Below are 25,278 nucleotides of genomic sequence, written 5' to 3'. Positions count from 1 at the left end.
CTGCGACACACCCGTTCTTCGGTCGCGGTTCACTCGCCGGACGTCAGCCGCCCGTCACCCCACCGGAAGGCGGCTGCTGTGTGCCCGGGCTGGCGCGGACCTCGTCCGTGCACTCGTAGCGGCGCAGCGGCTCGCTGCCCGGGCCGCCCAGCACGACCGAACCGTCCCCCTCGGCGGCGGCCGAGTCGGAGAACGTGCACACGATCTGGGCGAGGGCGGAGGCGGTGAGGTCGCCGGGCGGGGTGCTCAGCCGCAGGGCGTCGTCCGGGTCGCCGGTGCGCGGGCCGCCCACGGTCATGCCGCCGCGGACGTCCGTCTGGTACCCGGCGTCCTTCTCGGCGGACGACGGCGCCGCCGCCAGCTCGTCCAGCAGCCCCTGTGCCACCTGGACCCGCCGCTGCGAGTCCGCCGTGCCGTCCGGCACCCGTACCGTGCGGTCCACGGCGACCAGCGAGGAACCGCACAGCAGGAACACCTGCACCGGCAGTCCGCGCGTGGCCTGCGTCGACACGTCCGGCTCGGCCAGCGAGCACTGCACCCGCGAGGGCGCCGCGCCGAAGTCCGTCGGCACCTGCGTGGCCCGGATGCCGCACCCGGTCAGCACTGCGGCCAGCACGGGCACCGCCAGCAGCCGTCGCACGGTCATGAGCCGTCCCCCTTCTTGGCCTCGCCGCCCTCGCCGCTCTCCTCCGTCAGCGACGACGCGTCCCGGGGCAGCCGCAGCGTGAACACCGCGCCGCCCTCGGGCGAGTTGGCGGCGGTGATCTCGCCGCCGTGGATGTGGGCGTTCTCCAGGGCGATCGACAGGCCCAGGCCGCTGCCCTCGGAGCGCGGGCGGGAGGCGCTGGCCTTGTAGAACCGGTCGAAGACGTGCGGCAGGACGTCCTCGGGGATGCCGGGCCCGTGGTCGCGCACCCTGATGACGATCTCGTCGGCCGCCACCCGCACCGCCACCCGCACCGGGGAGCCGCCGTGCTTGAGGGCGTTGCCGATGAGGTTGGCGAGGATGACGTCCAGGCGGCGCGGGTCGAGCCGGGCGTGGATGCCGCGCTCGGCGTCCAGCTCCACCGCGTCCAGCCAGGCGCGGGCGTCGATGCAGGCGGTGATCTGGTCGGCGATGTCGACGTCGTCCAGGACCAGCCGGGCGGTGCCCGCGTCGAAGCGGGTGACCTCCATGAGGTTCTCGACCAGGTCGTTGAGCCGCCGCGTCTCGCTCACCACGAGCCGTACGGCGGGCTCGATCATCGGGTCCATGGAGCCCGACTCGGCCTCCAGCTCCTCCTCCAGCACCTCCGTGACGGCGGTGATGGCCGTCAGCGGCGTGCGCAGTTCGTGGCTCATGTCGGCCACGAAGCGCCGGGAGGCCTCGTCCCGGGCCGCCATGTCGGCGACCCGTTTCTCCAGCGCCTCCGCCGCGTTGTTGAACGTCCGCGACAGATCCGCCAGTTCGTCCGTGCCGGACACCCGCAGCCGGGTGTCCAGCTTGCCCTCGCCGAGCCGCCGGGCCGCCACTCCCAGCCGGTGCACGGGCTTGAGCACGGTCGTCGCGGCGGCCTGCGCGAGCAGCGCGGAGCCGATCAGCGCCAGCCCGGTGGCGATCCCGAGCGACCAGGCGAGGGAGTTGAGGTCCTTGGCCTCCGGCTCCAGCGACTTGAGCATGTACCCGGTGGCCCCGCCGCCGATCACCTTCGTCCCGGCCACCAGATACGGCGTGCCGTGCTCGACGACCCGCTGCCAGTACAGGTGGTACGGGTACTTGTTGCCGGAGTCGACCGTCTGCCGCTTGGTCACCGCGGCGCGCAGCGAGGCGGGCACGTCCTGGAGCGAGAAGCCGTCGAGGGCGCCGGAACTGCCGTACACCGTCTTGCCTGCGGAGTCCTGGGCGACCAGCAGCACGCTGAAGCGCTGGCTGCTGCCGGCCATCTGCCCGGCGGTGCGCTGGAGTTCGTCCTGGGTGGGGTGCTCGGGCAGGGCGCCCGCGCGGTTCTGCATCTCCTGCTGGAAGTCGCGCAGCACCGCGTCCTGCGCGCGGGTGAGCACGGCCTCGCGGTTGAGCCAGTACGCGATGCCGGACGCGGACACGGCGGCGGTCAGCGCCACCAGCCCGAACACGACGACGAGCCGCAGCCGCAGACTGGTGAACCGCAGCCGTGACCACACTCCCTTACGCGCCGCGAACCAGCCGCGGAATCCCCCTTGCGCTGGTGTCACTGAGGCGCGTCCAGCCGGTAACCGACGCCGCGCACGGTACGGATCAGCGTCGGGGACGACGGCACGTCCTCGACCTTGGCGCGCAGCCGCTGCACACAGGCGTCCACCAGCCGCGAGTCGCCGAGGTAGTCGTGCTCCCACACCAGGCGCAGCAACTGCTGCCGGGACAGCGCCTGTCCGGGCCGCCGGCTCAGCTCCAGCAGCAGCCGCAGCTCGGTCGGCGTCAGCTGCAGGTCCTCGCCGTTCTTCGTCACCGTCATCGCCGAACGGTCGATGACGAGCGAGCCGAACGTCGCCGAGTCGTTCGCCTCCCGCTCCCCGCGCCGCAGCACGGCCCGGATCCGGGCGTCGAGCACCCGCCCCTGCACGGGCTTGACGACATAGTCGTCGGCCCCCGACTCCAGCCCGACCACCACATCGATGTCATCGCTGCGCGCGGTCAGCAGAATGATCGGCAACTGGTCCGTGCGCCGGATGCGCCGGCACACCTCGAAACCGTCGATGCCGGGCAGCATCACGTCCAGCACGATCAGGTCCGGCCGCTGCTCACGCAGGAGCTTCAGACCGTCCTCACCGGTGGCAGCGGTGGCAACCCGGTGTCCCTGGCGCGTGAGACTCAGCTCCAGGGCCGTACGGATGGCGTCGTCGTCCTCGATCAGCAACAGGGAAGGCACGGGGGCCATTCTGGCCCATGCCGGGGGCGGTTTCGACACCTGTACGGCTACCCGCCCGTACCGCCGCCGACTGTGACCGCGCTGTGTCTTCCCTGGGACCGACCCCTGTGACAGGTCTGTGACAGTCGGCGGACACGGCCATGAAGGTGCCAGGGCAAGCTTTTCGGCACAGGCAAGGAAGCACCGCAGAGATCCACCGCCTGAGCAAGCCGAACACCGGAAGTCCACGACGGGGGGCGCGAGATGAACACGCTGCACAGCACCAGCAATAGCGCAGTGATCACGCGCCTGCACGACGTGAACGGGGGCCGGGGTTCCGAGAAGTCCGGTGCCGTGAGCGGGCGGGGGTGCGCTCGCGGCACCGGGCGTCAGCACCCGATGTACATGTCGGTGGTTGACACCTGCACGGGGGAAACGCACGGGGGAAGCGCGTACAGGGAGGACACGGGGGAGCGTCGGTCGCTGTCGGAGGCGGAGTTCACCGCCTACGTCCAGGAGCGCCGCGCCTCCCTGTACGCAACCGCCTACCACCTGACCGGTGACCGCTTCGAGGCCGAGGACCTGCTGCAGAGCGCGCTGTTCTCGACATACAGGGCGTGGGACCGGATCAGCGACAAGGCCGCGGTCGGGGGCTACCTGCGCCGCACCATGACGAACCTGCACATCAGCGCGTGGCGCCGCCGCAAGCTGAACGAGTACCCGACCGAGGAGCTGCCGGAGACGCCCGGCGACACGGACGCGATGCGCGGCACCGAACTGCGCGCCGTCCTGTGGCAGGCGCTCGCCCGGCTGCCCGAACTCCAGCGCACGATGCTGGTCCTGCGCTACTACGAGGGCCGCACCGACCCGGAGATCGCGGAGATCCTCGACATCAGTGTCGGCACGGTGAAGTCGAGCATCTGGCGCTCCCTGCGCCGCCTGCGCGAGGACGAGGTCCTCAGCTTCGGCCGTGACGAGGAGGACGCCTTCGGGGAGCTTGTCGCCTGAGGGCCGGGGGGACACGGGGGAGCGGTAACCGGGGGGCCGACGGGGGTCTGGGGGGATCCACGGGGGCCGACGGGGGAGATCGACGGGGGGCCGCTGGGGGAGGAAAAGCACGGGGGAACGGGGGGAGCGGGACTGGAGGGCCGGGGGGTCCGTCCAGTCCCGCTTTCATGTCGTCTTCCGGTTCTACGACGGTGACGGCGCCGTCCGCGGCCGGGCCGGCCGGCGGCCCACCGCCGCCGCGGTCAGGCGGCTCAGGGCCTCGTCGCGGTCGCAGGCGTGGGCGCCCAGCGCGGTCTGGCGGGCGATGATCGTGCGTTCCTGGCGCATCAGGCGCCAGCCGCGGCGCAGCAGGAACGGCACCGACTTGCGGCCCTCCTTCAGGTCGCGCAGGAAACGGCGGCGGAAGGTGCGCACGGGGCCCCGGTTCAGGCACAGCGCGTCGGCCAGGACGCCCAGTTCCCGGCAGCGCTCGACTATCTCGGCCGCGAAGATGCCCTCCGCGATGAACACCGGGGTCCGGCCGATGTCGACGGCCTCCTCGCCCGTGCGGGCGGACAGGGAGATGTCGTAGACGGGGACGTGCGTACGGCCCGTGCGGCACAGCTCGGTGATCGCGGCGACGGCCGCCTGCGTGTCCCAGGAGTCCGGGTGGTCCCAGTCGATGTCGGAGCTCCCCGCCACCAGCGGCAGCGTCGGGTCGTCGCCCTCCTTGTAGAAGTCGTCGAGGCGCAGCACGGGGAGCCCGGAGCGGGCCGCGACGAGGGACTTGCCCGAACCCGAGGGGCCGCAGAGCAGCACGACGCGGGCGGAGGAGGGGAGATGGATGCTCACGGGACACCAGTTTGACGCATTCCGTACGCCCTCACGACCCCGCGGGTCACCTTTGGAGCGCGCGTCACACCTCAACTACCCTTCGTGTCGACCCGATTACCCTGCGCACCAGAAGGTGACACCAACCATGGCACGACACCCGTCCTCCCCGACCCCGACCGCCCAACGCGCCCTGGTCGCCCTCGCGACGGCGGGGGTGGCGCTCGGCGCGGGTGCCGCGACGGCCTCCGCGGACGCCGAGCCCGTCCTGGACGTGATGCGCACCCGGCCCACCAACCTGGGCAAGATCGACCCCCAGGCCGGTCTGCAGGCCCTCACCGGCACGGTCGGCTACGTCACCGGTCCGGTCTCCGGCCTCAAGCCCAACCCCCTCGCCGGCACCGGCGTCGACCCCCTCGACAACGGCGTCGGCACCCAGCTCGCCGACTTCAAGTCCCTCAACTCCCAGATGCTGACGGGTCCGGTCGCCCAGGCCCCGTCGATCGCCAACATCCCGGTACTGGGCCAGGCGACGGGCCTGCTCGGCCACTGAACGGCGCAACAGGAAGCCGCGCCTCCCCCGGACGGAGGGGAGGCGCGGCTCCGTTCTGCGGGGCTCAGTACGACGAGCCCGAGGCGCCCAGGGAGCCCGTCGGGTGCCAGACCGTCTTCGTCTCCAGGAAGGCCGTCATGCGGTCGGTGCCCGGAGGGGCGAGCCAGTTGTCCACAGGCTGTGGACGAAGGACGCGCTTGAGGTTGTCCGCCGCCGCGATCTCCAGCTCCCTGGCCAGCGTCTCGTCCGCGCCCGCCAGGTCGATCGCGTTGACGTCCTGGTGGGCCGCCAGCGGCGCCGCGATCTCCGCCGTACGGCCGGAGAGGACGTTGACGACACCGCCGGGGACGTCCGAGGTGGCCAGGACCTCGGCGAGGGAGAGGGCGGGGAGCGGGGACTTCTCGCTCGCCACCACCACCGCCGTGTTGCCGGTCGCGATCACCGGGGCCACGACGGACACCAGGCCCAGGAACGACGACTCCTGCGGGGCCAGGACCGCCACGACCCCCGTCGGCTCCGGCGAGGAGAGGTTGAAGAAGGGGCCCGCGACCGGGTTCCCGCCCCCGACCACCTGGGCGATCTTGTCCGTCCAGCCCGCGTACCAGACCCAGCGGTCGATCGTCGCCTCGACCTGCTCGGCCGCCCGGGACTTCGACAGGCCCTCCGCGTCCGCCACCTCGTGGACGAACTGCGCCCTGCGGCCCTCCAGCATCTCCGCCACCCGGTAGAGGACCTGGCCGCGGTTGTACGCCGTCGCGCCGGACCACGCGCCGAACGCCTTGCGGGCCGCGACCACCGCGTCCCGGGCGTCCTTGCGGGACGAAAGGGGCGCGTTCGCCAGCCAGTTGCCCTTGGAGTCGCTCACCTCGTACACCCGGCCGCTCTCGGAACGCGGGAACTTCCCGCCGACGTACAGCTTGTAGGTCTTGAGGACACTCAAACGGTCAGACATCGAGGTACGCCTCCAGGCCGTGGCGGCCGCCCTCGCGGCCGAAGCCCGACTCCTTGTAACCGCCGAACGGCGAGGCCGGGTCGAACTTGTTGAACGTGTTGGACCACACCACGCCCGCGCGCAGCTTGTTGGCCACGGCGAGAATCCGCGAGCCCTTCTCCGTCCAGATGCCCGCCGACAGGCCGTACGGCGTGTTGTTCGCCTTGGCCACCGCCTCGTCCGGCGTGCGGAAGGTCAGGACCGACAGGACCGGGCCGAAGATCTCGTCGCGGGCGACGGTGTGCGCCTGCGTGACGTGCGTGAAGAGCGTCGGCGCGAACCAGTAGCCGGACGTGGGCAGTTCGCAGGCCGGCGACCAGCGCTCCGCGCCCTCCGCCTCGCCCAGCTCGACCAGCTTCGTGATCCGGGCGAGCTGCTCCTCGGAGTTGATCGCGCCGATGTCCGTGTTCTTGTCCAGGGGGTCGCCGAGGCGGAGCGTGGAGAGCCTGCGCTTCAGGGACTGGAGCAACTCGTCGTGGATCGACTCCTGGACCAGCAGGCGGCTGCCCGCGCAGCACACCTGGCCCTGGTTGAAGAAGATGCCGTTGACGATTCCCTCGACGGCCTGGTCGATCGGGGCGTCGTCGAAGACGATGTTGGCGCCCTTGCCGCCCAGTTCCAGGGTGAGCTTCTTGCGGGTGCCCGCGACCGTCCTCGCGATCTCCTTGCCGACGGCCGTGGAGCCGGTGAAGGCGACCTTGTCCACGTCCGGGTGCGCGACCAGCGCGGCGCCCGTGTCGCCGTAGCCGGGAAGGATGTTGACGACGCCCTTGGGCAGACCCGCCTGACGGCAGATGTCCGCGAAGAAGAGCGCGGAGAGGGGGGTGGTCTCGGCGGGCTTCAGCACGACCGTGTTGCCCGTCGCGAGCGCGGGGGCGATCTTCCACGCCAGCATCAGCAGCGGGAAGTTCCAGGGGATGACCTGGCCGGCCACGCCCAGCGGCTTCGGTGCGGGACCGAACCCGGCGTGCTCCAGCTTGTCCGCCCAGCCCGCGTAGTAGAAGAAGTGCGCGGCGACCAGGGGGAGGTCGGCGTCGCGGGTCTCCTTGATCGGCTTGCCGTTGTCCAGGGTCTCCAGGACGGCCAGTTCGCGCGAGCGCTCCTGGATGATGCGGGCGATGCGGAACAGGTACTTGGCGCGCTCGGAGCCGGGCAGCGCCGACCACTTCTCGAACGCCTTCCGGGCCGCCGCGACGGCCCGCTCGACGTCCGCCTCGCCGGCCTGGGCGACCTCGGAGAGGACCTCCTCGGTGGCGGGGCTGACGGTCTTGAAGACCTTGCCGTCGGCCGCCTCGGTGAACTCGCCGTCGACGAACAGCCCGTAGGAGGGCGCGATGTCGACGATCGCGCGGGACTCGGGGGCGGGTGCGTAATCGAATGCCGATGCCATGGTGATCAGTCCACCGTCACGTAGTCGGGACCGGAGTAGCGGCCGGTGGCCAGCTTCTGACGCTGCATCAGCAGGTCGTTCAGGAGCGAGGAGGCGCCGAAGCGGAACCAGTGGTTGTCCAGCCAGTCCTCGCCGACGGTCTCGTTGACCAGCACGAGGAACTTGATCGCGTCCTTGGAGGTGCGGATGCCGCCGGCCGGCTTCACCCCGACCTGGACGCCGGTCTGCGCGCGGAAGTCGCGCACGGCCTCCAGCATCAGCAGGGTGTTGGCGGGCGTGGCGTTGACCGCGACCTTGCCCGTGGACGTCTTGATGAAGTCGGCGCCCGCGAGCATGCCGAGCCAGCTCGCCCGCCGGATGTTGTCGTACGTCGACAGCTCGCCGGTCTCGAAGATGACCTTGAGCCGGGCCGACGCCCCGCAGGCCTCCTTCACGGCGGCGATCTCCTCGTACACCTTCAGGTAGTGGCCGGCGAGGAACGCCCCGCGGTCGATGACCATGTCGATTTCGTCGGCGCCCGCGGCCACGGCCTCGCGCACGTCCGCCAGCTTCACGGCGAGCGGGGCGCGGCCGGCCGGGAAGGCGGTGGCGACCGAGGCGACCTTCACGGAGGAACCGGCGACGGCCGCCTTCGCCGCGGGCACCATGTCGGGGTAGACGCAGACGGCCGCGGTCGACGGGGTCGTCCGGTCCGTCGGGTCGGGGCGGACCGCCTTGGCGCCGAGCGCCCGGACCTTGCCCGGGGTGTCCGCGCCTTCCAGCGTCGTCAGGTCGACCATCGAGATGGCGAGGTCGATGGCGTACGCCTTCGCGGTCGTCTTGATGGAACGGGTCCCGAGAGAGGCGGCGCGCGCCTCCAGACCGACCGCGTCGACCCCGGGCAGCCCGTGGAGGAAACGGCGCAGCGTGCCGTCGGACGCGGTGACGTCGGCAAGTGCGTGAGGTGCAGTGGTGGGCATGGTCACCAGACGAGCATATCTACGCGCGTAGCGGCTGTACACCCCGGAGGAACGGCCGCCGGGGGGCGGGTGAGGCAGAATCACCCCCATGACGACCCCACCCGAGCAAAAGGACCGCGTCTACCGCTCGCCCTCCGGCATCGCCGGTGGCGTCCTCCTGCTCGCCATCATCGCCTGGCTCGGCATCGACGCGATCATCAGCGGCCAGGACCGCACGCCGTGGCTCGCCCTGGCCACCCTCATCCTCGTCGTGCCGCTGGTCGTCGCCTTCACCCTGCGCCCCGCCGTCCACGCCGGTCCGGACCGCCTGCGCATCCGCAACCCGTTCCGCGTGATCGTGCTGCCCTGGGGGCAGGTCGCCTCCCTGCGCTCCGGCTACTCGAACGAGGTCGTCGCCAAGACCGGCACCAAGTACCAGCTGTGGGCCATCCCCGTCTCCCTGCGCGCCCGCAAGAAGGCGGCCCGCCGGGAGGCGCGCGCGGCGGCGGACAGGACCGCCGAGGAGAGCGGGCGGCGCGTCCGGGGCGGCCGCGCCGGTGGCCTGGGTGGCCTCGGCGGCTTCGGCGGTGGTCTGGGCGGCGCCTTCGGGTCCGGCGGGCTGACGGGCGGTGCCGTGTCGGAGGGCCCCGCCCGAGCCGAGACCGACAAGGCCATGGACGAACTGCGCGAACTGCTGGAGACCCGGGAGCCGGAGGAGTCGGCGCAGGGCGAGATCACCGTGCGCTGGGCCTACGAGATCGCGGCTCCGGCGGTGGCGGGTGCGGTGCTGCTGGCGATCTTGCTGGCTACGGGCTGAGCGGGGCGGGCACGCGGGCGCTCGCGCACTCGGGCACTCGGGCACGCGGGCGCTCGCGCACTCGGGCAGTAGGCGGGTGCGGTTGCGTGTTTAGCGGTGCGGGTGCGGGTCCGGGTGCGGGTGCGCGTTTAGCGGTGCGGCTGCGGCTGCGGGAGGCGGTAGCGGGTTGAGCGGTGCGGGTGTGGGTGCGGGAGGCGGGAGCGGGTTGAGCGGTGCGGGTGTGGGTGTGCCGGGTCAGGGGGCGCTTGGCCAGACCAAGGTCATCTGGCCGCCGCAGTACGCCGAGGTCAGGACCGCTGCCGTCAGGAACAGCAGGCGGTAGCGGCGGGAGGCCCGGGTGAGGTGCAGGGCGAGGGGGAGGAGCAGGGGGAAACCCGGCAGGAGGAAGCGGGCGCGGGGGAAGTAGACGCCTCCGCTGCCCAGGACGATGGCCAGCAGGACGCCGGTGAACACCAGCAGGGGGAGCGGCTGGCGGTCGGCGAGGGAGAGGCCGTACAGGACCGGCGACACGATCAGCGTCACCGTCACCAGGACCAGGAACAGGTGGGGGCGCGGGTCGTGGGCCAGCGTCTCGTGCACGCGGCGCCAGGTCTCCGCGCCGCCGTCCCACTCGTTGCGCCACAGCCGTTGTACGGCGAAGTAGCCGTCCCAGCGGCCCACGCGCAGGCCCACCCAGCCGACGTATCCGCACCAGCCCAGGGGGGCCAGGGCGGCGGCGGTGAGCAGGCGGGGGGTGGTCGAGGCGCCGCGGCGGGAGGCGAGGGTGAGCAGGGCCCACGCCGTCACCGCCGCGGCCACCGCGATGCCCGTGGGGCGGGTCAGGCCGGCCAGGGACGCGAGGGCCGCCGCGAGGAGGGCGCGGTCGGTGAGGACGGCGTACAGGGTCCAGGCCGCGAACGCCGTGAACAGGGACTCGGTGTAGCCCATCCACTGGACCAGGCCCACCGGGAGCGCCGCCCACAGGGTGGTCAGGAGGATGCCCGTCCCGCGGCCGTGCAGGCGGTCGCCGACGGCGAAGACGCCCCAGGCGGCGGCCAGGGAGGCGACGACGGCGATCGCCAGGCCGGTGGACGCGCGGCTGCCCGGGGTGAGCACGGCGATCGCCTTGACCAGGTACGGGTAGAGCGGGAAGAACGCCAGGTTGTTCGCGTTGTGCGCGGTGCCGAGGGCGTGGGCGTAGCCGTGGTCCGCGATGCCCAGGTACCAGTCCGCGTCCCACTGGATCGCCAGGATGGGCCAGACGCCGTGGTGTCTGTGGTGCGCCCAGAGGGTGAGGGCCAGCAGGCCGGTGAGGCGTACGGCGAGGTAGGCGAGGAGGGCGGGGGCTGCGTGGCGGAGCGGGTGCAGGAGGTGAGACAGGTGGGGGTGGTGGTGAGGGTGGGGCTGTGAGTGGGGTGGTGGGGGCGTGCGGAGTGAGCCGGGCGGGGCTGTGGTCGCTTGGGGTGTCGGCCGGGATGCGGTCGTGGACACGGCGGCGGCTCCTGGGCTGGCTCGGTGGTGCGGTCGCGTTCCACCGTTGCCTGGAGGGCCGGGGCGGGGGCGGAGCCCGCGTCAACGGGTCCGGGGAAATCACCCGATGGGGTGCCCCGCAGGTGGAGCACCCCGGAGGGCGGAGGGATCGTTCAGATGCCCGCCGCCGTGGAGAAGTCCTGTTTCAGACTCGTCAGCAGTTCGGTCGCCCGTGCGCGCGCCGCCGGGAGGTCGGCGTGCGTCGCCACGGGGACGACCACCTCCAGGTAGCACTTCAGCTTCGGTTCCGTGCCGCTGGGGCGGACGATCACTCGCGCGCCGTCCAGCGTGTAGCGCAGGCCGTCCGTGGGGGGCAGCGTGTCCGTGCCCTGGGTGAGGTCCTCCGCCCTGGTGATCGGCAGGCCGGCGAGGCGGGTCGGCGGGGTCTCGCGCAGGCGGTGCATCGCCGCCGCGATCAGGGAGATGTCCTCCACGCGCACCGAGAGCTGGTCCGTGGCGTGCAGGCCGTGCTCCACGGCGAGGTCGTCCAGGAGGTCGAGCAGCGTGCGGTTCTCCGCCTTGAGCGTGGAGGCGAGTTCCGTGATCAGGAGGGCTGCCGTGATGCCGTCCTTGTCGCGTACGCCGTCCGGGTCCACGCAGTAGCCGAGGGCCTCCTCGTAGCCGTAGCGCAGGCCCTCGACGCGGGCGATCCACTTGAAGCCGGTGAGCGTCTCGGCGTACGGCAGGCCCGCCTTCCGCGCGATGCGGCCGAGGAGCGAGGAGGAGACGATCGACTCCGCGAGGACGCCGCGCGCTCCGCGGGCGACCAGGTGCGCGGCGAGGAGGGCGCCCACCTCGTCGCCGCGCAGCATGCGCCAGCCGGTGGTGTCCTTGACGGCCACGGCGCAGCGGTCGGCGTCGGGGTCGTTGGCGATGATCAGGTCCGGGTCGGCTTCGGCGGCCTTGGCGAAGGCGAGGTCCATCGCGCCGGGCTCCTCCGGGTTGGGGAACGCCACGGTGGGGAAGTCCGGGTCCGGATCGGCCTGCTCGGCCACGAGGACGGGTTCCGGGAAGCCGGCGCGGGCGAAGGCGGCCAGGAGGACGTCCTTGCCGACGCCGTGCATCGCCGTGTAGACGGTCCGCGCGGTGCGGGGGGAGGTGGGTGACAGGACGGCGTCCGTGCGGGCCAGGTAGGCCTGAAGGACGCTGTCGTCGAGGGTCTCCCAGCCGGAGGCGGGGCGGGGGACGTCGTGCAGGCTGCGGATCGCGTCGATCTCGGCTGCGATCTCCGTGTCGGCCGGGGGGACGATCTGGGAGCCGTCGCCCAGGTAGACCTTGTAGCCGTTGTCGCGGGGCGGGTTGTGGCTGGCGGTGACCTCTACGCCGGCCACCGCGCCCAGGTGCCTTATCGCGTAGGCGAGGACGGGGGTGGGGAGGGGGCGGGGGAGGAGCGCCGCGGTGAGGCCGGCGCCGGTCATGACGGAGGCGGTGTCGCGGGCGAAGTCGGCGGACTTGTGGCGGGCGTCGTAGCCGATGACGACCAGGCCGGTGTGGTTGTTCTTCTTCAGGTACGCGGCCAGGCCGGCGGCGGCGCGGATCACGACCGAGCGGTTCATGCGCATGGGGCCGGCGCCCAGTTCGCCGCGCAGGCCGGCGGTGCCGAACTGGAGGGTGCCGCTGAAGCGGGCGGCCAGTTCCGTCAGGTCGCCGGAGTCGATGAGCTTGGCGAGTTCGTCGCGGGTGTCCGGGTCGGGGTCCTCGGACAGCCAGGTCCTGGCCCTTGCGATGAGATCGTCTTGCACGGTCGGTCCAGCCTCTCGTGTCGGTCGTGTATGCCTGCGGCGCCTGTGCGGGATTGGTGGGGGTGCGCGGTGCCTGCGGCGCCGGTGCGGGTTGGGTGGGGGTGCGCGTAATGCCTGCGGCGCCTGTGCGGGTCTGGTGGGGGTGCGTGTAGCGCCTGTGGTTTGTTCGGGGTCGGGGCCGGGGTGGGGGGTGTCCGTCCTCGGTCCGGCGGGGCTGTGGGTTCAGATGTGCAGGGCGATGGACGCCGGCCGCTGCGGGCGGACACCCCCCACCCCGTCCCCTTCTCGCCGACGGCGGCTGCACCCTCCAGGGGCGCGGGGAACTGACTGTTACAGGCGGCCCAGTACCTGCGCCAGCAGGGAACCCATCCTCGCCGCCGAGTCGCGGCCCGCCTGGAGGACCTCCTCGTGGTTCAGGGGTTCGCCGGTCATGCCCGCGGCGAGGTTCGTGACCAGGGAGATGCCCAGGACCTCCGCGCCCGCCTCGCGCGCGGCGATCGCTTCCAGGACCGTGGACATGCCCACCAGGTCCGCGCCGATCACGCGGGCCATGCGGATCTCGGCCGGCGTCTCGTAGTGCGGGCCCGGGAACTGGGCGTAGACGCCCTCCTCCAGGGTCGGGTCGATCTCCTTGCACAGGGCGCGCAGGCGGGGGGAGTAGAGGTCGGTCAGGTCGACGAAGTTCGCGCCGACGATGGGGGAGGTCGCCGTGAGGTTGATGTGGTCGCTGATCAGGACCGGCTGGCCGGGGCGCATGCCCTCGCGGAGGCCGCCGCAGCCGTTGGTCAGGACGACCGTCTTGCTGCCGGCCGCCACCGCGGTGCGGACGCCGTGCGCGACGGCGGCGACGCCGCGGCCCTCGTAGTAGTGCGTGCGGCCGAGGAAGACCAGGGCGCGCTTGTCGCCGATGGCGTATGAGCGGATCTTGCCGCCGTGGCCCTCCACCGCCGGCGGGGGGAAGCCGGGCAGCTCGGTGACCTGGAACTCCGCGTCGGGAGTGCCGAGGGCGTCCACGGCCGGCGCCCAGCCGGAGCCCATCACTAGGGCGACGTCGTGGGTCTCGGCGCCGGTCAGTTCGCGCAGGCGCGTGGCGGCGGCGTCGGCGGCGGCGTGGGGGTCGCCCTGGATGTCGTCCGGAAGAAGAGATGCGTTCACGCGGTTGAGAGTAGCCGGTTCCGGCCTACGCGCGTAGATGGCGGGCTTGACGGGTTGGCGATCGTTGTCTTGTCGTTTCCAACGAAGGGGGAGGGGGGCGGTCAGCAGGGGCGCTTGCGCAGTTCCATCACGTAGTCGTGCGGCGCGCCCGCCGATTCCGCCGCGTCCGCCAGTTCGCCCAGGTAGCGGGCCGAGGGGAGGCCGCCCTCGTAGCCGTTGAGGACGTACGCCCAGGCCGGCTCCTCGCCCTCCAGTGTGTGGACGCGGACGCGCAGGCGGCGGTAGACGCCCAGGCCCACGCCCTCCCAGCGGTCCATCGAGTCCTCGTCCATCGGCGCGATGTCGTACAGCGCGACGAAGACCTGGGAGAAGGGGTCCTCGACGATCGTCGCCAGTGCGCCCTCCCAGCCCATGTGCTCGCCCCCGAAGGTCAGCCGCCAGCCGTTGAGCCAGCCCGTGGCGCGCATGGGCGAGTGCGGGGCGCGGCGGGTCATCAGCCGCGCGTCGAGGTTGCCGGCGTACGCGGCGTAGAGCGACATGGGGAGAGGGTACGGCAGGGGGAGGAGGGGCTCGCCGGGTTCCTGGGGCGGGCCCGTGCAGTAGCACCTTGAAGAGTGCGGGACAATGGGGTACGTGACTCGGATCGTGATCATCGGTGGCGGACCCGGCGGATACGAAGCGGCCCTGGTGGCCGCGCAGCTCGGCGCGGAGGTGACCGTCGTCGACTGCGACGGTCTGGGCGGGGCGTCGGTGCTGACCGACTGCGTGCCGTCGAAGACCCTTATCGCTACGGCCGAGGTGATGACCACCTTCGACTCGTCGTACGAGGAGTTGGGGATCATCGTCGCCGACGACACCCCGCCCATGGAGCAGGCCGCCCGGGTGGTCGGGGTCGATCTCGGGAAGGTCAACCGGCGGGTGAAGCGGCTCGCCCTCGCCCAGTCGCACGACATCACGGCGTCCGTGACGCGCGCCGGCGCCCGGGTCATGCGCGGGCGCGGCCGGCTGGAGGGCATGCAGGCCCTCGACGGGTCGCGGAAGGTCGTCGTCGCCGCGGCGGACGGGACCGAGGAGACGCTCACCGCCGACGCGGTGCTCATCGCCACCGGCGGGCATCCGCGGGAGCTGCCCGACGCCCAGCCGGACGGGGAGCGGATCCTCAACTGGACCCAGGTGTACGACCTGACGGAGCTGCCCGAGGAGCTCATCGTCGTCGGGTCCGGCGTCACCGGCGCCGAGTTCGCCGGTGCCTACCAGGCCCTGGGGTCCAAGGTGACCCTGGTGTCGTCGCGGGACCGCGTGCTGCCGGGCGAGGACCCGGACGCCGCCGCCGTCCTGGAGGACGTCTTCCGGCGCCGGGGCATGAACGTCATGGCGCGCTCGCGGGCCGCCGCCGCCAAGCGGGTGGGCGACCGGGTGGAGGTCACCCTCTCCGACGGGCGCGTGATCACCGGATCGCACTGCCTGATGGCCGTCGGCGCCATCCCCAACAGCGCGGGGCTCGGGCTGGAGGGGGCCGGCGTCAGGCTGCGCGAGTCCGGGCACATCTGGACCGACAAGGTGTCGCGGACGACCGCTCCGGGTGTCTACGCGGCCGGCGACGTGACCGGGGTCTTCGCGCTGGCCTCGGTGGCGGCGATGCAGGGACGTATCGCGATGTACCACTTCCTGGGCGACGCGGTGGCTCCGCTGAACCTGAAGACCGTGTCCTCGAACGTCTTCACCGATCCCGAGATCGCCACCGTGGGCTACACGCAGGCCGACGTGGACGCCGGGAAGATCGACGCGCGCGTCGTCAAGCTGCCGCTGCTCCGCAATCCGCGCGCCAAGATGCAGGGCATCCGCGACGGCTTCGTCAAGATCTTCTGCCGGCCGGGCACCGGGATCGTGGTGGGCGGGGTCGTGGTCGCTCCGCGTGCCTCCGAGCTCATTCACCCGATCTCGATCGCCGTCGACAACAATCTGACGGTCGAACAGATCGCGAACGCCTTCACCGTGTACCCCTCCCTTTCGGGGTCGATCGCGGAGGTCGCCCGGCAGCTGCACACCCGGAAGACCGGCGGCGACGTCTGAGGCCGGCGGCGGCCGAAAGGGATTCCCCGCTGGTCACGGGGAGTTGTCGAGCATGCGTGCGGCATAGTCGGGGCGGGTAGGCTCTATACCACTTCCCGTGCCTGCCTGCGAACAACTTCTGCTATTCGGCGCAAACGCCTGAAAGCAGACGGTCATTGGCGTTACTGTCAGTTTCGTGTTCGCTGCAGAACGTCGCCAATTGATCCTCGAAATGGTGCGCGCGAACGGGGCCGTATCGCTCCGTGAGCTCGCCCGCGTCGTCCAGACCTCCGAAGTGACCGTACGGCGGGACGTGCGCGCGCTGGAGGCAGAAGGACTCCTCGACCGCCGGCACGGCGGTGCGGTATTGCCGGGCGGGTTCACGCGGGAGTCCGGCTTTCCGCAGAAGTCACATCTCGCGACCGCCGAGAAGACGGCCATCGCCGACCTCGCCGCGGGCTTCGTCGAAGAGGGCGAGGCCATCGTGGTCGGGGCGGGTACGACCACGCAGGAGCTGGCGCGCCGGCTGGCCCGGGTGCCCGGGCTGACCGTCGTCACCAACTCCCTGCTGGTGGCCCAGGCGTTGGCCCATGCCAACCGGGTCGAGGTCGTGATGACCGGCGGCACCCTGCGCGGCTCCAACTACGCGCTGGTGGGCAGCGGGGCGGAGCAGTCCCTGCAAGGACTGCGCGTCTCGCGGGCGTTCCTGTCCGGCAGCGGTCTCACCGCCGAGCGGGGCCTGTCCACCTCCAACATGCTGTCGGCCTCCGTGGACCGGGCGCTCGTGCAGGCCGCCGCGGAGGTGGTCGTGCTCGCCGATCACACCAAGCTCGGCACGGACACGATGTTCCAGACCGTGCCCACGGACGTGATCACGCGGCTGGTGACCGACGAGCCGCCGGCGCACGACGACCGGGCCGCCACGGAGTTGCAGGCGCTGGCCGATCAAGGTGTGCAGATCGCCGTCGCGGGGGCCTCGGGGAGCTCCGGGGGCTCCGGTGGTGCGGGTGGTGATTCCGTCCCCCCGCGTCAAGCCCGCCGGGACGTGGCCCTTCCGGGGCCCAGGCGGGGGGCGGGGCCCTCCGGGCTGAGGACGGCGGGGATGCTCGGGGAGACCGGGGCCGGGGCCGCTGAGCAGCGGGCGCGGGTCGCGGATCTGCGGCGGCGGTAGAGGGTTCCGCCCGCGCGCCGTGGGAGTGCGTGGTGTACGGGCGGGTGCGGGTCCGTTGTGGCTGGTCGCACAGTTCCCCGCGCCCCTGAGTCGGCTGGGCTTGCGATGGAGATCAGTGCCGGCGATGCGCGTCGTGCAGTGGGCGTCGTGCGGGAGTTGGACGGTGTCGACTCCGTCCAGGAGTTGCACGAGCGGGCGTTGCCCGCCTTGCTGGGGTTGATTCCCGCCGACGCGGCCCAGTGCTACCGGCTGTCGGTGGGCAGGGTGGGGCTGTCCACGCTGTCGTTGCCCGAGGAGTCCTTCCACGAGGATCCGATGGTCATCTACGACCATCCTCTCGACCATCCGCTCACCGGGGCCCTGCTGGAGACGCCGACCACGGAGGCCTGGCGGGTCAGCGATGTCGCCGGGGACCGGGAGTGGCGGCGCACCGACTGTTACAACCTGGACTTCCGGCCCTTCGGGCTGCGGCGCCACCTGGTCTCGACGGCGGGCTCGGACCTGCGTGTCGTGGAGGGGTACGCCCTGGTGCGGGCCGGGCGGGACTTCAGTGAGCGCGAGCGTGATCTGCTGGGGTTCGCCCAGGTGCAACTGGCCGTGGTGGAACGGGCGTTGCGGGAGAGGGAGCGGCTGAGGGAGCTGGCCGCCCTGGCGCTGGGACTGGTGGGCGGCCGGGGGCGGGGGGTCGCCGTACTCGACGAGCGGGGGCGGGCGCGGGCGCTGGACGCCGTCGCCGCCGGGCTGCTCGGGCGCGTGGGGGACGATCCGCGGCTGGGCGGCACCGGGACCTTCACCGTCCGGGACGTCGAGGTGCGCTGCGTTCCCCCGGCCGCGGCAGGGTTCCCGGCGCTGGTGCTGCTGCGCGACCTGGAGCGGGTCCGGGCCGTCGCCCGGGCGTTCGGGGTGACCGAGCAGGAGCACCGTACGCTCGTCCATCTGCACCTCGGGCACACGGCGACCGAGACCGCCCGGCGCATGGGGCTGTCGCCGGCCACCGTGCGCGGCTACATCGCCTCCCTGCACCGGAAGCTGGAGGCGGGACACACCGCCGCGTTGCTGCGCCGGGGACGCGAACTCGGGCTGGTCGTCGACTGAGCGGCCCTAGGGGCGATATGTCGCGACACGTCAGAATTGACGGGTGGTCGGATGTCCCCCCTGGTCGCTTCACTGGCGGAAGGCGCTCCGCACGGGGGCGGCCGCCAAGGGGGAGTGACGCTCATGACTGCCACCTCGCACACGCCCACGCTCGCGCCCGAGGCGGCGTCCGGGCCCGGCACCGCCCGGCTGCTCGCGGCGGTCGCGGCCACGCTCGGGATGGTGCTGTTCGCGGCGGCGATGCTCGTGAACCCGTATGACACGAACGGCTCGGCGAAGGAGATCGCCCGCAGCATCGAGGCGCACCGCGGGGCGACCGAGCTGGCCGTGTGGCTGTGGACCGTGGGCACGGTCGTGTTCGTGCCGGGACTGGTCGCCGTCGCCCTGCTGGCCGTGGCGCGCTCCGCGAAGCTCGGGCTGTGGGGCTCGGTCCTCTTCGGCACCGGGCTCGTCGCGGTCACCGCCACGCCCTCACTGGACATCGTGGCGCTCGGCGCCTTCGACAAGGGCATCGGCCGGGACGTCATGGCGCAGGTCGCGCAGGGCACCAACGACCTGGCCGTGGTGACCGTCCCGCTGCTGTACTTCATCGCCGCCCACGTCATCGGCGCGATCCTGCTCGGCGTCGCGCTGCTGCGGGGCCGCGTGATCCCGGCCTGGGCGGCCTGGCTGCTGATCCTGTCGATGCCGCTCAACGTCGTCGGGTACGGCGGGGGCATCGCGCCCCTGGCCGCCGCGTCCTTCCTCATGGCGGCCGTCGCCTTCGGCTACGCGGGCCTCGCGCTCGTGCGGCACGGCACGGGGTGGGCGCGGGCCGCCGGATAGGGCGCAAGGACCACCGTCACGGGGGACGGGTGAACGAGGCGCCCGGTGGACTCACTGTTCCGGTCCACCGGGCGCCTCGGGATGTCGTACGGGATGCCGGGAGGTCAGTCCTTGATCTCGCAGATGGCGGCGCCGGAGCTGACGGAGCCGCCGATCTCGGCGGACAGGCCCTTGATGGTGCCGGCCTTGTGGGCGTTCAGCGGCTGCTCCATCTTCATCGCTTCGAGGACGACGATCAGGTCGCCCTCCTTGACCTCCTGGCCCTCCTCGACGGCCACCTTGACGATGGTGCCCTGCATCGGGGAGGTGAGGGTGTCGCCGGAGGCCACGGGGCCGGACTTCTTGGCCGCGCGGCGCTTGGGCTTGGCGCCCGCCGCGAGGCCGGTGCGGGCCAGGGTCATGCCCAGCGAGGCCGGCAGGGAGACCTCCAGGCGCTTGCCGCCGACCTCGACGACGACCGTCTCGCGGCCTGCCTCCTCGTCGGTGTCGGTGTCGGCCGGGGCGGCGAACGGCTTGATCTCGTTGACGAACTCGGTCTCGATCCAGCGGGTGTGGACCGTGAACGGCTCGGTGGAACCGGTCAGTTCAGGGGCGAACGCCGGGTCCCTGACGACCGCGCGGTGGAACGGGATGGCCGTGGCCATGCCCTCGACCTGGAACTCCTCCAGGGCACGGGCGGCGCGCTCCAGGGCCTCCTTGCGGGTGCGGCCGCTGACGATCAGCTTGGCCAGCAGGGAGTCCCACGCCGGGCCGATGACGCTGCCGGACTCCACGCCCGCGTCCAGGCGCACGCCCGGACCGGAGGGCGGGGCGAAGGTGGTGACGGTGCCGGGGGCCGGCAGGAAGTTGCGGCCCGGGTCCTCGCCGTTGATGCGGAACTCGAAGGAGTGGCCGCGCAGGACCGGGTCGTCGTAGCCGAGCTCCTCGCCGTCGGCGATGCGGAACATCTCGCGCACCAGGTCGATGCCGGCGACCTCCTCGGTGACCGGGTGCTCGACCTGGAGGCGGGTGTTGACCTCCAGGAAGGAGATCGTGCCGTCCTGGCCGACGAGGAACTCGCAGGTGCCGGCGCCCTCGTAGCCGGCCTCCTTCAGGATGGCCTTGGAGGCGCGGTACAGCTCGGCGGCCTGCTCCTCGGAGAGGAAGGGCGCCGGGGCCTCCTCGACCAGCTTCTGGTGGCGGCGCTGGAGGGAGCAGTCGCGGGTGGAGACCACGACCACGTTGCCGTGCTTGTCGGCCAGGCACTGGGTCTCCACGTGCCGGGGGCGGTCGAGGTAGCGCTCGACGAAGCACTCGCCGCGGCCGAAGGCGGCGACCGCCTCGCGCACGGCGGAGTCGTACAGCTCGGGCACCTCTTCGAGGGTGCGGGCCACCTTCAGACCGCGGCCGCCGCCGCCGAACGCGGCCTTGATCGCGATCGGCAGGCCGTGCTCCTCGGCGAAGGCGACGACCTCGTCGGCGCCGGAGACGGGGTCGGGGGTGCCGGCCACCAGGGGGGCGCCGGCGCGCTGGGCGATGTGCCGGGCGGCGACCTTGTCGCCGAGGTCGCGGATGGCCGAGGGCGGCGGGCCGATCCAGATCAGGCCCGCGTCCAGGACCGCCTGGGCGAATTCGGCGTTCTCGGAGAGGAAGCCGTAACCCGGGTGGATGGCGTCGGCGCCGGACTCGCGCGCCGCGTTCAGGATCTTGTCGATGACGAGGTAACTGGTGGCCGGAGTGTCACCGCCCAGGGCGAACGCCTCATCCGCGGCGCGGACATGCAGAGCGTCCCGGTCCGGGTCGGCGTAGACGGCCACGCTCGCGATCCCGGCGTCCCGACACGCCCGGGCCACGCGGACAGCGATTTCGCCACGGTTGGCGATGAGCACCTTGCGCACGATTGAGGCTCCCTCCTTGAAACAAGCCGAGTTTAGGGACTGCCGACGAGGCACTTCGACCCATCCCCAATGGTGAGCTTGCCCACACGGAGCGTGATTCGAGGCTCGCTCGACCCGCGAAATCCCTTGTCGCACCTAGGTACGCAGGACTCCTCCCGGCAACCCTAGCTCTCCCATGTGGTCAAGGTCTCTGTGAGGGCGTGCTGCGGGCCACTCCGTTTCTTTGTGGAGTCCCTACGAATGGCCCAATGAATCTTTGCCCCGCGCCGAACCCTTGTCCCGTGGTTTACCCGTTAGTAGCGTTCATGTCGCATCGAACGTACTTCGGGTAACAAGGGTTCGGCTCGAAAGTGGGTGGGGACCGGTGATACGCAGGCCGGTGGCATGGGTCGTGGCGGTCGTCCTCTTCGTGGAGGCGCTCGGCGTCGCCGCGCTCAACTGGTTCCTGGGGGTCGTCGTCGACCGGCAGGACATGTCCCTGGCCGGCCTCGACCCGGACGCGATGTCGGTGTCGTCGAAGATCGGCGGCGTCGTCTTCGGCCTCTACTTCGCCCTGTGCGGCCTCGTCGCGCTCCTCGTGGCGCTGCGCAACCGGCCCCCGGCCGGCTTCGGGCGCATCCTGCTGATCAGCGCGGCCGTGGTGCACGCGATGCTGGGCGCCTTCGCCTGGGGCCTGGTGGGCTGGTCGGCGTTCCTGTTCATGGTGATCGTGCTGGCGCTCATCGTGCTGCTGCTGATGACCTACGACGCCCCGGCGGCGGGCTCCGCCACCGAGCCCGAGCCCGAGGACACCGAGCCCGGCGACGGCTCCCCCGTCACCCCTCCGCCGGCGCCCACAACTCCGTGATGCCGACGCCCAGTCGGGCGAGCAGCCTGCGCAGCAGGGGGAGGCTCAGGCCGATCACGTTGCCGTGGTCGCCGTCGATGCCCTCGATGAACGGCGCACTGCGGCCGTCGAGCGTGAACGCGCCCGCCACGTAGAGGGGTTCACCGGAGGCGACGTACGCGGCGATCTCCTCGTCGGTGGGCTCGCCGAACCGCACGACCGTGGACGCGGTGGCGGAGGCGTAGCGGCCCGTGGTGGTGTCGTAGACGCAGTGACCGGTCTGCAGGGTGCCCGCCCGTCCGCGCATCGCCTTCCAGCGGGCGGTGGCCTCCTCGGCGTCGGCGGGCTTGCCCAGCGGCTCGCCGTCCAGGTCGAGGACGGAGTCGCAGCCGACGACGATCGCGCCGTGCGCCTCGGGCCGGGCGGCGACGACGGACGCCTTGGCCTCGGCGAGGGCGAGGGCCAGGTCGGCCGGGGTGGGGGCGGTGACGGAGTCCTCGTCGACGCCGCTGACGATCACCTCGGGGGCCATCCCCGCCTGGCGGAGCAGGTTCAGCCGGGCGGGGGACTGGGAGGCGAGGATGAGACGGCGGGGGTGGTCGGTCATGCGGCCAGGGTATCGGCGGCCTTACCGGCGCTCACCTCAGGCCGATCACGATCATCGCCAGGACCATGGCGAGCGCCATGAGAACGCCGAGTCTGCGCAACATGTCCTGCATGTCGCGCAGTTCCTCGGGGGGTTCGTTCTCGGGGTCCGACCAGAGCATGCCACCAGCGTGCGGCCTGGCCGGGGGCGGCGCCTGAGTACGGGTACTCAAGTTGGGGGCGGGGTTGTGCCGCTGCGCGCCCCCGAGGGGTTGCGGTCACCCGGGCCAGTACGTGCGGGTCCATGCCGTCGGGCCCGGCTGGGGCAGGCGGTGGGCGGCGATGCGGGACGGGTCGGACCAGGAGTCCCTGGCGGGCGCGGCACCCGGCGTCACCGCTGATGCCGCCGCCGCGCGGGCCCTGACCACCGCCAGGGCGGCGGCCAGTTCCTCCGGGGTCGGGTTGCCGCGTACGACCTTGATGTTCACAGCGGCTCCTTAGAGGGGGATGTTGCCGTGCTTCTTGGGCGGCAGCGACTCGCGCTTGGTGCGCAGCTGGCGCAGGCCGCGGACGACGTGGCCGCGGGTGTCCGAGGGCATGATCACGGCGTCGACGTAGCCGCGCTCGGCCGCGACGTAGGGGTTGAGGAGGGCGTCCTCGTACTCCTGGATCAGCTGGGCGCGGGTGGCCTCGACGTCGTCCGCCTCCGCGATGGTGCGGCGGTGCAGGATGTTGACCGCGCCCTGGGCGCCCATGACGGCGATCTGGGCGGTGGGCCAGGCGAGGTTGAGGTCGGCGCCCAGGTGCTTGGAGCCCATGACGTCGTAGGCGCCGCCGAACGCCTTGCGCGTGATCACGGTGATCAGCGGGACGGTCGCCTCGGCGTAGGCGTAGATCAGCTTGGCGCCGCGGCGGATGATGCCGTCGTGCTCCTGGTCGACGCCGGGCAGGAAGCCGGGGACGTCGACGAAGGTGACGACGGGGATGTTGAAGGCGTCGCAGGTGCGCACGAAGCGCGCCGCCTTCTCGCTGGCCTTGATGTCGAGGCAGCCGGCGAACTGCATCGGCTGGTTGGCGACGATGCCGACCGGGTGGCCCTCCACGCGGCCGAAACCGGTGAGGATGTTCGGCGCGTACAGCGGCTGCGTCTCAAAGAACTCGGCGTCGTCCAGGACGTGTTCGACCACCGTGTGCATGTCGTACGGCTGGTTGGCGCTGTCCGGCACCAGCGTGTCGAGCTCGCGGTCCTCGTCCGTCAGGGCGAGGTCCGCCTCCTCCGGGTAGACCGGCGCCTCGGAGAGGTTGTTGGAGGGCAGGTAGCTCAGCAGCTGCTTGATGTACTCGATCGCGTCCTTCTCGTCGCCGGCCATGTGGTGGGCCACGCCGGAGGTCGCGTTGTGGGTGCGGGCGCCGCCCAGCTCCTCGAAGCCGACGTCCTCGCCGGTGACCGTCTTGATGACGTCCGGGCCGGTGATGAACATGTGCGAGGTCTGGTCGACCATCACCGTGAAGTCGGTGATCGCCGGGGAGTAGACCGCGCCGCCCGCGCACGGGCCGACGACCAGCGAGATCTGCGGGATGACGCCGGAGGCGTGGGTGTTGCGGCGGAAGATCTCGCCGTACGCGCCCAGCGAGGCGACGCCCTCCTGGATGCGGGCGCCGCCGGAGTCGTTGATGCCGATGACCGGGCAGCCGGTCTTCAGCGCGAAGTCCATGACCTTGACGATCTTCTGGCCGTACACCTCGCCCAGCGCGCCGCCGAAGACGGTGAAGTCCTGGGAGAAGACGGCCACCGGACGCCCGTCGACCGTGCCGTAGCCGGTGACGACGCCGTCGCCGTAGGGGCGGTTCTTCTCCAGGCCGAAGTTGGTCGAGCGGTGCCGGGCGAACTCGTCCAGCTCCACGAACGAGCCTTCGTCGAGCAGCAGCTCGATCCGCTCACGGGCCGTCAACTTGCCCTTGGCGTGCTGCTTTTCGACGGCGCGTGCGGAGCCGGCGTGCGTCGCCTCGTCGATCCGGCGCTGGAGATCCGCGAGCTTGCCCGCGGTGGTGTGAATGTCGATCTCTTCCGGCTCGGACATCGGGATCGCGGCTCCCTGCCTGCTCAAAAGGGGGGACGGTTACTCATCCGTAGAGTAGTGGTGACGATACGAATCAGCAGTGCGGCGTTTCACACACCTAGGGTGGCTTGCATGACGCCGCGAGATGCATCAGACGACAGCCGTTGGTCCGACCTGGACCGTCCGCCGCTCAACGCCGCCTCGCTGCGCCGCGGGCTCGTGCGGGAGGGCGGCCTGTGGCGCGCGGTGGAGATCGTGCAGCGCACCGGCTCCACCAACTCCGACCTGGTGGCCCTGGCGGACGCCGGCAAGGCGGCCGAGGGGTCGGTGCTGGTCGCCGAGGAGCAGACGGCCGGCCGCGGCCGCCTGGACCGCCAGTGGACGGCACCGCCCCGCTCCGGCCTCTTCTTCTCCGTCCTGCTCAGGCCCGCCGGGGTCCCGGTCGCCCGCTGGGGCTGGCTGCCGCTGCTGACCGGCGTGGCGGTGGCCACGGGACTGTCCCGGGCGGCCGGCGTGGACACGGCACTCAAGTGGCCCAACGACCTCCTGGTCACCGTCGGCGGCGAGGAACGCAAGGCCGGCGGCATCCTGGCCGAGCGCGCCGGGGACGACGGCGTGGTGGTCGGCGTCGGCGTCAACGTCACCCTGCGCGCCGAGGAGCTCCCGGTGCCGCAGGCGGGCTCCCTGGCCCTGGCGAACGCGGTCAGCACCGACCGGGACACCCTGCTGCGGGGCATCCTGCGCTCCCTGGAGGACTGGTACACCCGCTGGCGGACGGCCGGCGGCGACCCCGCGGCCAGCGGTCTCCAGGAGACGTACGCGGCGGGCTGCGCGACGCTGGGACGAACGGTACGGGCCGAGCTTCCGGGCGACCGTTCCCTCGCCGGGGAGGCGGTGGCGATCGACGGCGACGGCAGGCTGGTGATCGCGACGGCGGACGGCGTCCAGGCGCCGGTGGGAGCGGGCGACATCGTCCACTTGCGACCGGCGTGAGCTACCGCACACCTGCC

General features: G+C 72.0%; 25 protein-coding genes. 9 read left to right on the top strand and 16 right to left on the bottom strand.

Annotated features, from left to right (window positions below):
* Positions 1–43: 43 nt before the first annotated feature.
* The 3 genes from ACYF6T_RS05630 to afsQ1 are packed head-to-tail and all read right to left on the bottom strand — an operon-like array spanning position 44 to position 2,885.
* Positions 44–646 carry a hypothetical protein gene (locus ACYF6T_RS05630; RefSeq protein WP_461693900.1) on the bottom strand — a complete coding sequence of 201 codons (603 nt, stop codon included), beginning with the start codon at positions 644–646 and terminating at the stop codon, positions 44–46.
* Positions 643–2,211, bottom strand: coding sequence for an ATP-binding protein (locus ACYF6T_RS05625; protein WP_461693898.1), 1,569 nt, complete (start codon positions 2,209–2,211; stop codon positions 643–645). Before ACYF6T_RS05625 ends, ACYF6T_RS05630 begins: the two co-directional genes overlap by 4 nt.
* Positions 2,208–2,885 (bottom strand): two-component system response regulator AfsQ1, encoded by a 678-nt coding sequence (afsQ1, locus tag ACYF6T_RS05620; RefSeq protein ID WP_461693896.1) that lies wholly within the window; start codon positions 2,883–2,885, stop codon positions 2,208–2,210. The genes ACYF6T_RS05625 and afsQ1 overlap by 4 nt, the downstream gene beginning before the upstream one ends.
* 243 nt (positions 2,886–3,128) lie before the next feature.
* Between afsQ1 and ACYF6T_RS05615 the strand changes: the two genes are divergently transcribed.
* Positions 3,129–3,872 (top strand): SigE family RNA polymerase sigma factor, encoded by a 744-nt coding sequence (locus ACYF6T_RS05615; RefSeq protein WP_461693895.1) that lies wholly within the window; start codon positions 3,129–3,131, stop codon positions 3,870–3,872.
* Positions 3,873–4,055: 183 nt separating this feature from the next.
* On the opposite strand, the gene ACYF6T_RS05610 is transcribed toward ACYF6T_RS05615, so the two are convergent.
* Complete coding sequence (locus tag ACYF6T_RS05610; protein WP_461693893.1) at positions 4,056–4,703, bottom strand: uridine kinase family protein; 648 nt, start codon at positions 4,701–4,703, stop codon at positions 4,056–4,058.
* Between the two features lie 127 nt (positions 4,704–4,830).
* Here ACYF6T_RS05610 and ACYF6T_RS05605 point away from each other — a divergent pair, with 127 nt between their 5' ends.
* Entirely contained in the window at positions 4,831–5,235 is a 405-nt protein-coding gene (locus tag ACYF6T_RS05605; RefSeq protein WP_461693892.1) for a hypothetical protein, read from the top strand.
* A gap of 64 nt (positions 5,236–5,299) precedes the next feature.
* Here ACYF6T_RS05605 and ACYF6T_RS05600 read toward each other — a convergent pair whose 3' ends face one another.
* Genes ACYF6T_RS05600 through deoC form a run of 3 tightly spaced genes read right to left on the bottom strand, consistent with a single transcriptional unit; the run spans position 5,300 to position 8,575 of the window.
* Positions 5,300–6,187 (bottom strand): aldehyde dehydrogenase family protein, encoded by an 888-nt coding sequence (locus tag ACYF6T_RS05600; RefSeq protein ID WP_461693891.1) that lies wholly within the window; start codon positions 6,185–6,187, stop codon positions 5,300–5,302.
* On the bottom strand, positions 6,180–7,616 hold the full coding sequence (locus tag ACYF6T_RS05595) for an aldehyde dehydrogenase family protein (protein WP_461693890.1): 1,437 nt from the start codon (positions 7,614–7,616) through the stop codon (positions 6,180–6,182). The genes ACYF6T_RS05600 and ACYF6T_RS05595 overlap by 8 nt, the downstream gene beginning before the upstream one ends.
* A 5-nt stretch (positions 7,617–7,621) precedes the next feature.
* On the bottom strand, positions 7,622–8,575 hold the full coding sequence (gene deoC, locus ACYF6T_RS05590) for a deoxyribose-phosphate aldolase (protein ID WP_461693888.1): 954 nt from the start codon (positions 8,573–8,575) through the stop codon (positions 7,622–7,624).
* An 88-nt stretch (positions 8,576–8,663) separates the two neighbouring features.
* Here deoC and ACYF6T_RS05585 point away from each other — a divergent pair, with 88 nt between their 5' ends.
* A complete protein-coding gene (locus tag ACYF6T_RS05585; RefSeq protein ID WP_461693886.1) occupies positions 8,664–9,371 on the top strand; it encodes a PH domain-containing protein in 708 nt (235 codons plus the stop codon).
* Positions 9,372–9,605: 234 nt separating this feature from the next.
* Here ACYF6T_RS05585 and ACYF6T_RS05580 read toward each other — a convergent pair whose 3' ends face one another.
* The 4 genes from ACYF6T_RS05580 to ACYF6T_RS05565 all read right to left on the bottom strand — a co-directional run bounded on the left by ACYF6T_RS05580 (position 9,606) and on the right by ACYF6T_RS05565 (position 14,316).
* On the bottom strand, positions 9,606–10,841 hold the full coding sequence (locus ACYF6T_RS05580) for a hypothetical protein (protein ID WP_461693885.1): 1,236 nt from the start codon (positions 10,839–10,841) through the stop codon (positions 9,606–9,608).
* Between the two features lie 152 nt (positions 10,842–10,993).
* Positions 10,994–12,622 (bottom strand): phospho-sugar mutase, encoded by a 1,629-nt coding sequence (locus tag ACYF6T_RS05575; protein ID WP_461693884.1) that lies wholly within the window; start codon positions 12,620–12,622, stop codon positions 10,994–10,996.
* Between the two features lie 330 nt (positions 12,623–12,952).
* Positions 12,953–13,777, bottom strand: a complete 825-nt coding sequence (locus ACYF6T_RS05570) for a purine-nucleoside phosphorylase (RefSeq protein ID WP_461693883.1) — start codon at positions 13,775–13,777, stop codon at positions 12,953–12,955.
* Positions 13,778–13,878: 101 nt separating this feature from the next.
* A complete protein-coding gene (locus tag ACYF6T_RS05565; protein WP_461693882.1) occupies positions 13,879–14,316 on the bottom strand; it encodes a gamma-glutamylcyclotransferase in 438 nt (145 codons plus the stop codon).
* 85 nt (positions 14,317–14,401) lie between these two features.
* Here ACYF6T_RS05565 and ACYF6T_RS05560 point away from each other — a divergent pair, with 85 nt between their 5' ends.
* The 4 genes from ACYF6T_RS05560 (at position 14,402) to ACYF6T_RS05545 (ending at position 18,920) form a co-directional block, all read left to right on the top strand.
* Positions 14,402–15,850 (top strand): NAD(P)H-quinone dehydrogenase, encoded by a 1,449-nt coding sequence (locus ACYF6T_RS05560; protein WP_461693880.1) that lies wholly within the window; start codon positions 14,402–14,404, stop codon positions 15,848–15,850.
* Between the two features lie 175 nt (positions 15,851–16,025).
* Positions 16,026–17,000, top strand: a complete 975-nt coding sequence (locus tag ACYF6T_RS05555; RefSeq protein ID WP_461693878.1) for a DeoR/GlpR family DNA-binding transcription regulator — start codon at positions 16,026–16,028, stop codon at positions 16,998–17,000.
* 147 nt (positions 17,001–17,147) lie between these two features.
* On the top strand, positions 17,148–18,095 hold the full coding sequence (locus ACYF6T_RS05550) for a helix-turn-helix transcriptional regulator (RefSeq protein WP_461693876.1): 948 nt from the start codon (positions 17,148–17,150) through the stop codon (positions 18,093–18,095).
* 123 nt (positions 18,096–18,218) lie between these two features.
* Positions 18,219–18,920 carry a hypothetical protein gene (locus tag ACYF6T_RS05545; RefSeq protein ID WP_461693875.1) on the top strand — a complete coding sequence of 234 codons (702 nt, stop codon included), beginning with the start codon at positions 18,219–18,221 and terminating at the stop codon, positions 18,918–18,920.
* Between the two features lie 104 nt (positions 18,921–19,024).
* Here ACYF6T_RS05545 and ACYF6T_RS05540 read toward each other — a convergent pair whose 3' ends face one another.
* The gene (locus ACYF6T_RS05540; protein ID WP_461693874.1) at positions 19,025–20,797 is read right to left on the bottom strand and encodes an acetyl/propionyl/methylcrotonyl-CoA carboxylase subunit alpha; all 1,773 of its coding nucleotides are present in this window, start codon (positions 20,795–20,797) and stop codon (positions 19,025–19,027) included.
* A gap of 364 nt (positions 20,798–21,161) precedes the next feature.
* Between ACYF6T_RS05540 and ACYF6T_RS05535 the strand changes: the two genes are divergently transcribed.
* Positions 21,162–21,644 (top strand): hypothetical protein, encoded by a 483-nt coding sequence (locus ACYF6T_RS05535; protein ID WP_461693872.1) that lies wholly within the window; start codon positions 21,162–21,164, stop codon positions 21,642–21,644.
* Here ACYF6T_RS05535 and ACYF6T_RS05530 read toward each other — a convergent pair.
* The 4 genes from ACYF6T_RS05530 to ACYF6T_RS05515 all read right to left on the bottom strand — a co-directional run bounded on the left by ACYF6T_RS05530 (position 21,613) and on the right by ACYF6T_RS05515 (position 24,289).
* The gene (locus tag ACYF6T_RS05530; RefSeq protein ID WP_461693871.1) at positions 21,613–22,230 is read right to left on the bottom strand and encodes a nucleoside triphosphate pyrophosphatase; all 618 of its coding nucleotides are present in this window, start codon (positions 22,228–22,230) and stop codon (positions 21,613–21,615) included. The genes ACYF6T_RS05535 and ACYF6T_RS05530 overlap by 32 nt on opposite strands.
* A gap of 31 nt (positions 22,231–22,261) precedes the next feature.
* Positions 22,262–22,390, bottom strand: coding sequence for a morphogenic membrane protein MmpB (gene mmpB / locus ACYF6T_RS05525; protein ID WP_260844687.1), 129 nt, complete (start codon positions 22,388–22,390; stop codon positions 22,262–22,264).
* Positions 22,391–22,486: 96 nt separating this feature from the next.
* A complete protein-coding gene (locus tag ACYF6T_RS05520; RefSeq protein WP_461693868.1) occupies positions 22,487–22,696 on the bottom strand; it encodes an acyl-CoA carboxylase epsilon subunit in 210 nt (69 codons plus the stop codon).
* Between the two features lie 9 nt (positions 22,697–22,705).
* A complete protein-coding gene (locus ACYF6T_RS05515; protein WP_461693866.1) occupies positions 22,706–24,289 on the bottom strand; it encodes an acyl-CoA carboxylase subunit beta in 1,584 nt (527 codons plus the stop codon).
* 111 nt (positions 24,290–24,400) lie between these two features.
* On the opposite strand from ACYF6T_RS05515, the gene ACYF6T_RS05510 reads away from it, so the two are divergent.
* On the top strand, positions 24,401–25,261 hold the full coding sequence (locus ACYF6T_RS05510; protein ID WP_461693864.1) for a biotin--[acetyl-CoA-carboxylase] ligase: 861 nt from the start codon (positions 24,401–24,403) through the stop codon (positions 25,259–25,261).
* Positions 25,262–25,278 lie beyond the last annotated feature (17 nt).

The organism is Streptomyces sp. 7R007, from assembly GCF_054850255.1.
Note: the sequence above shows the minus strand (reverse complement) of the source record. Positions and strands in the feature narration are given on the sequence as shown.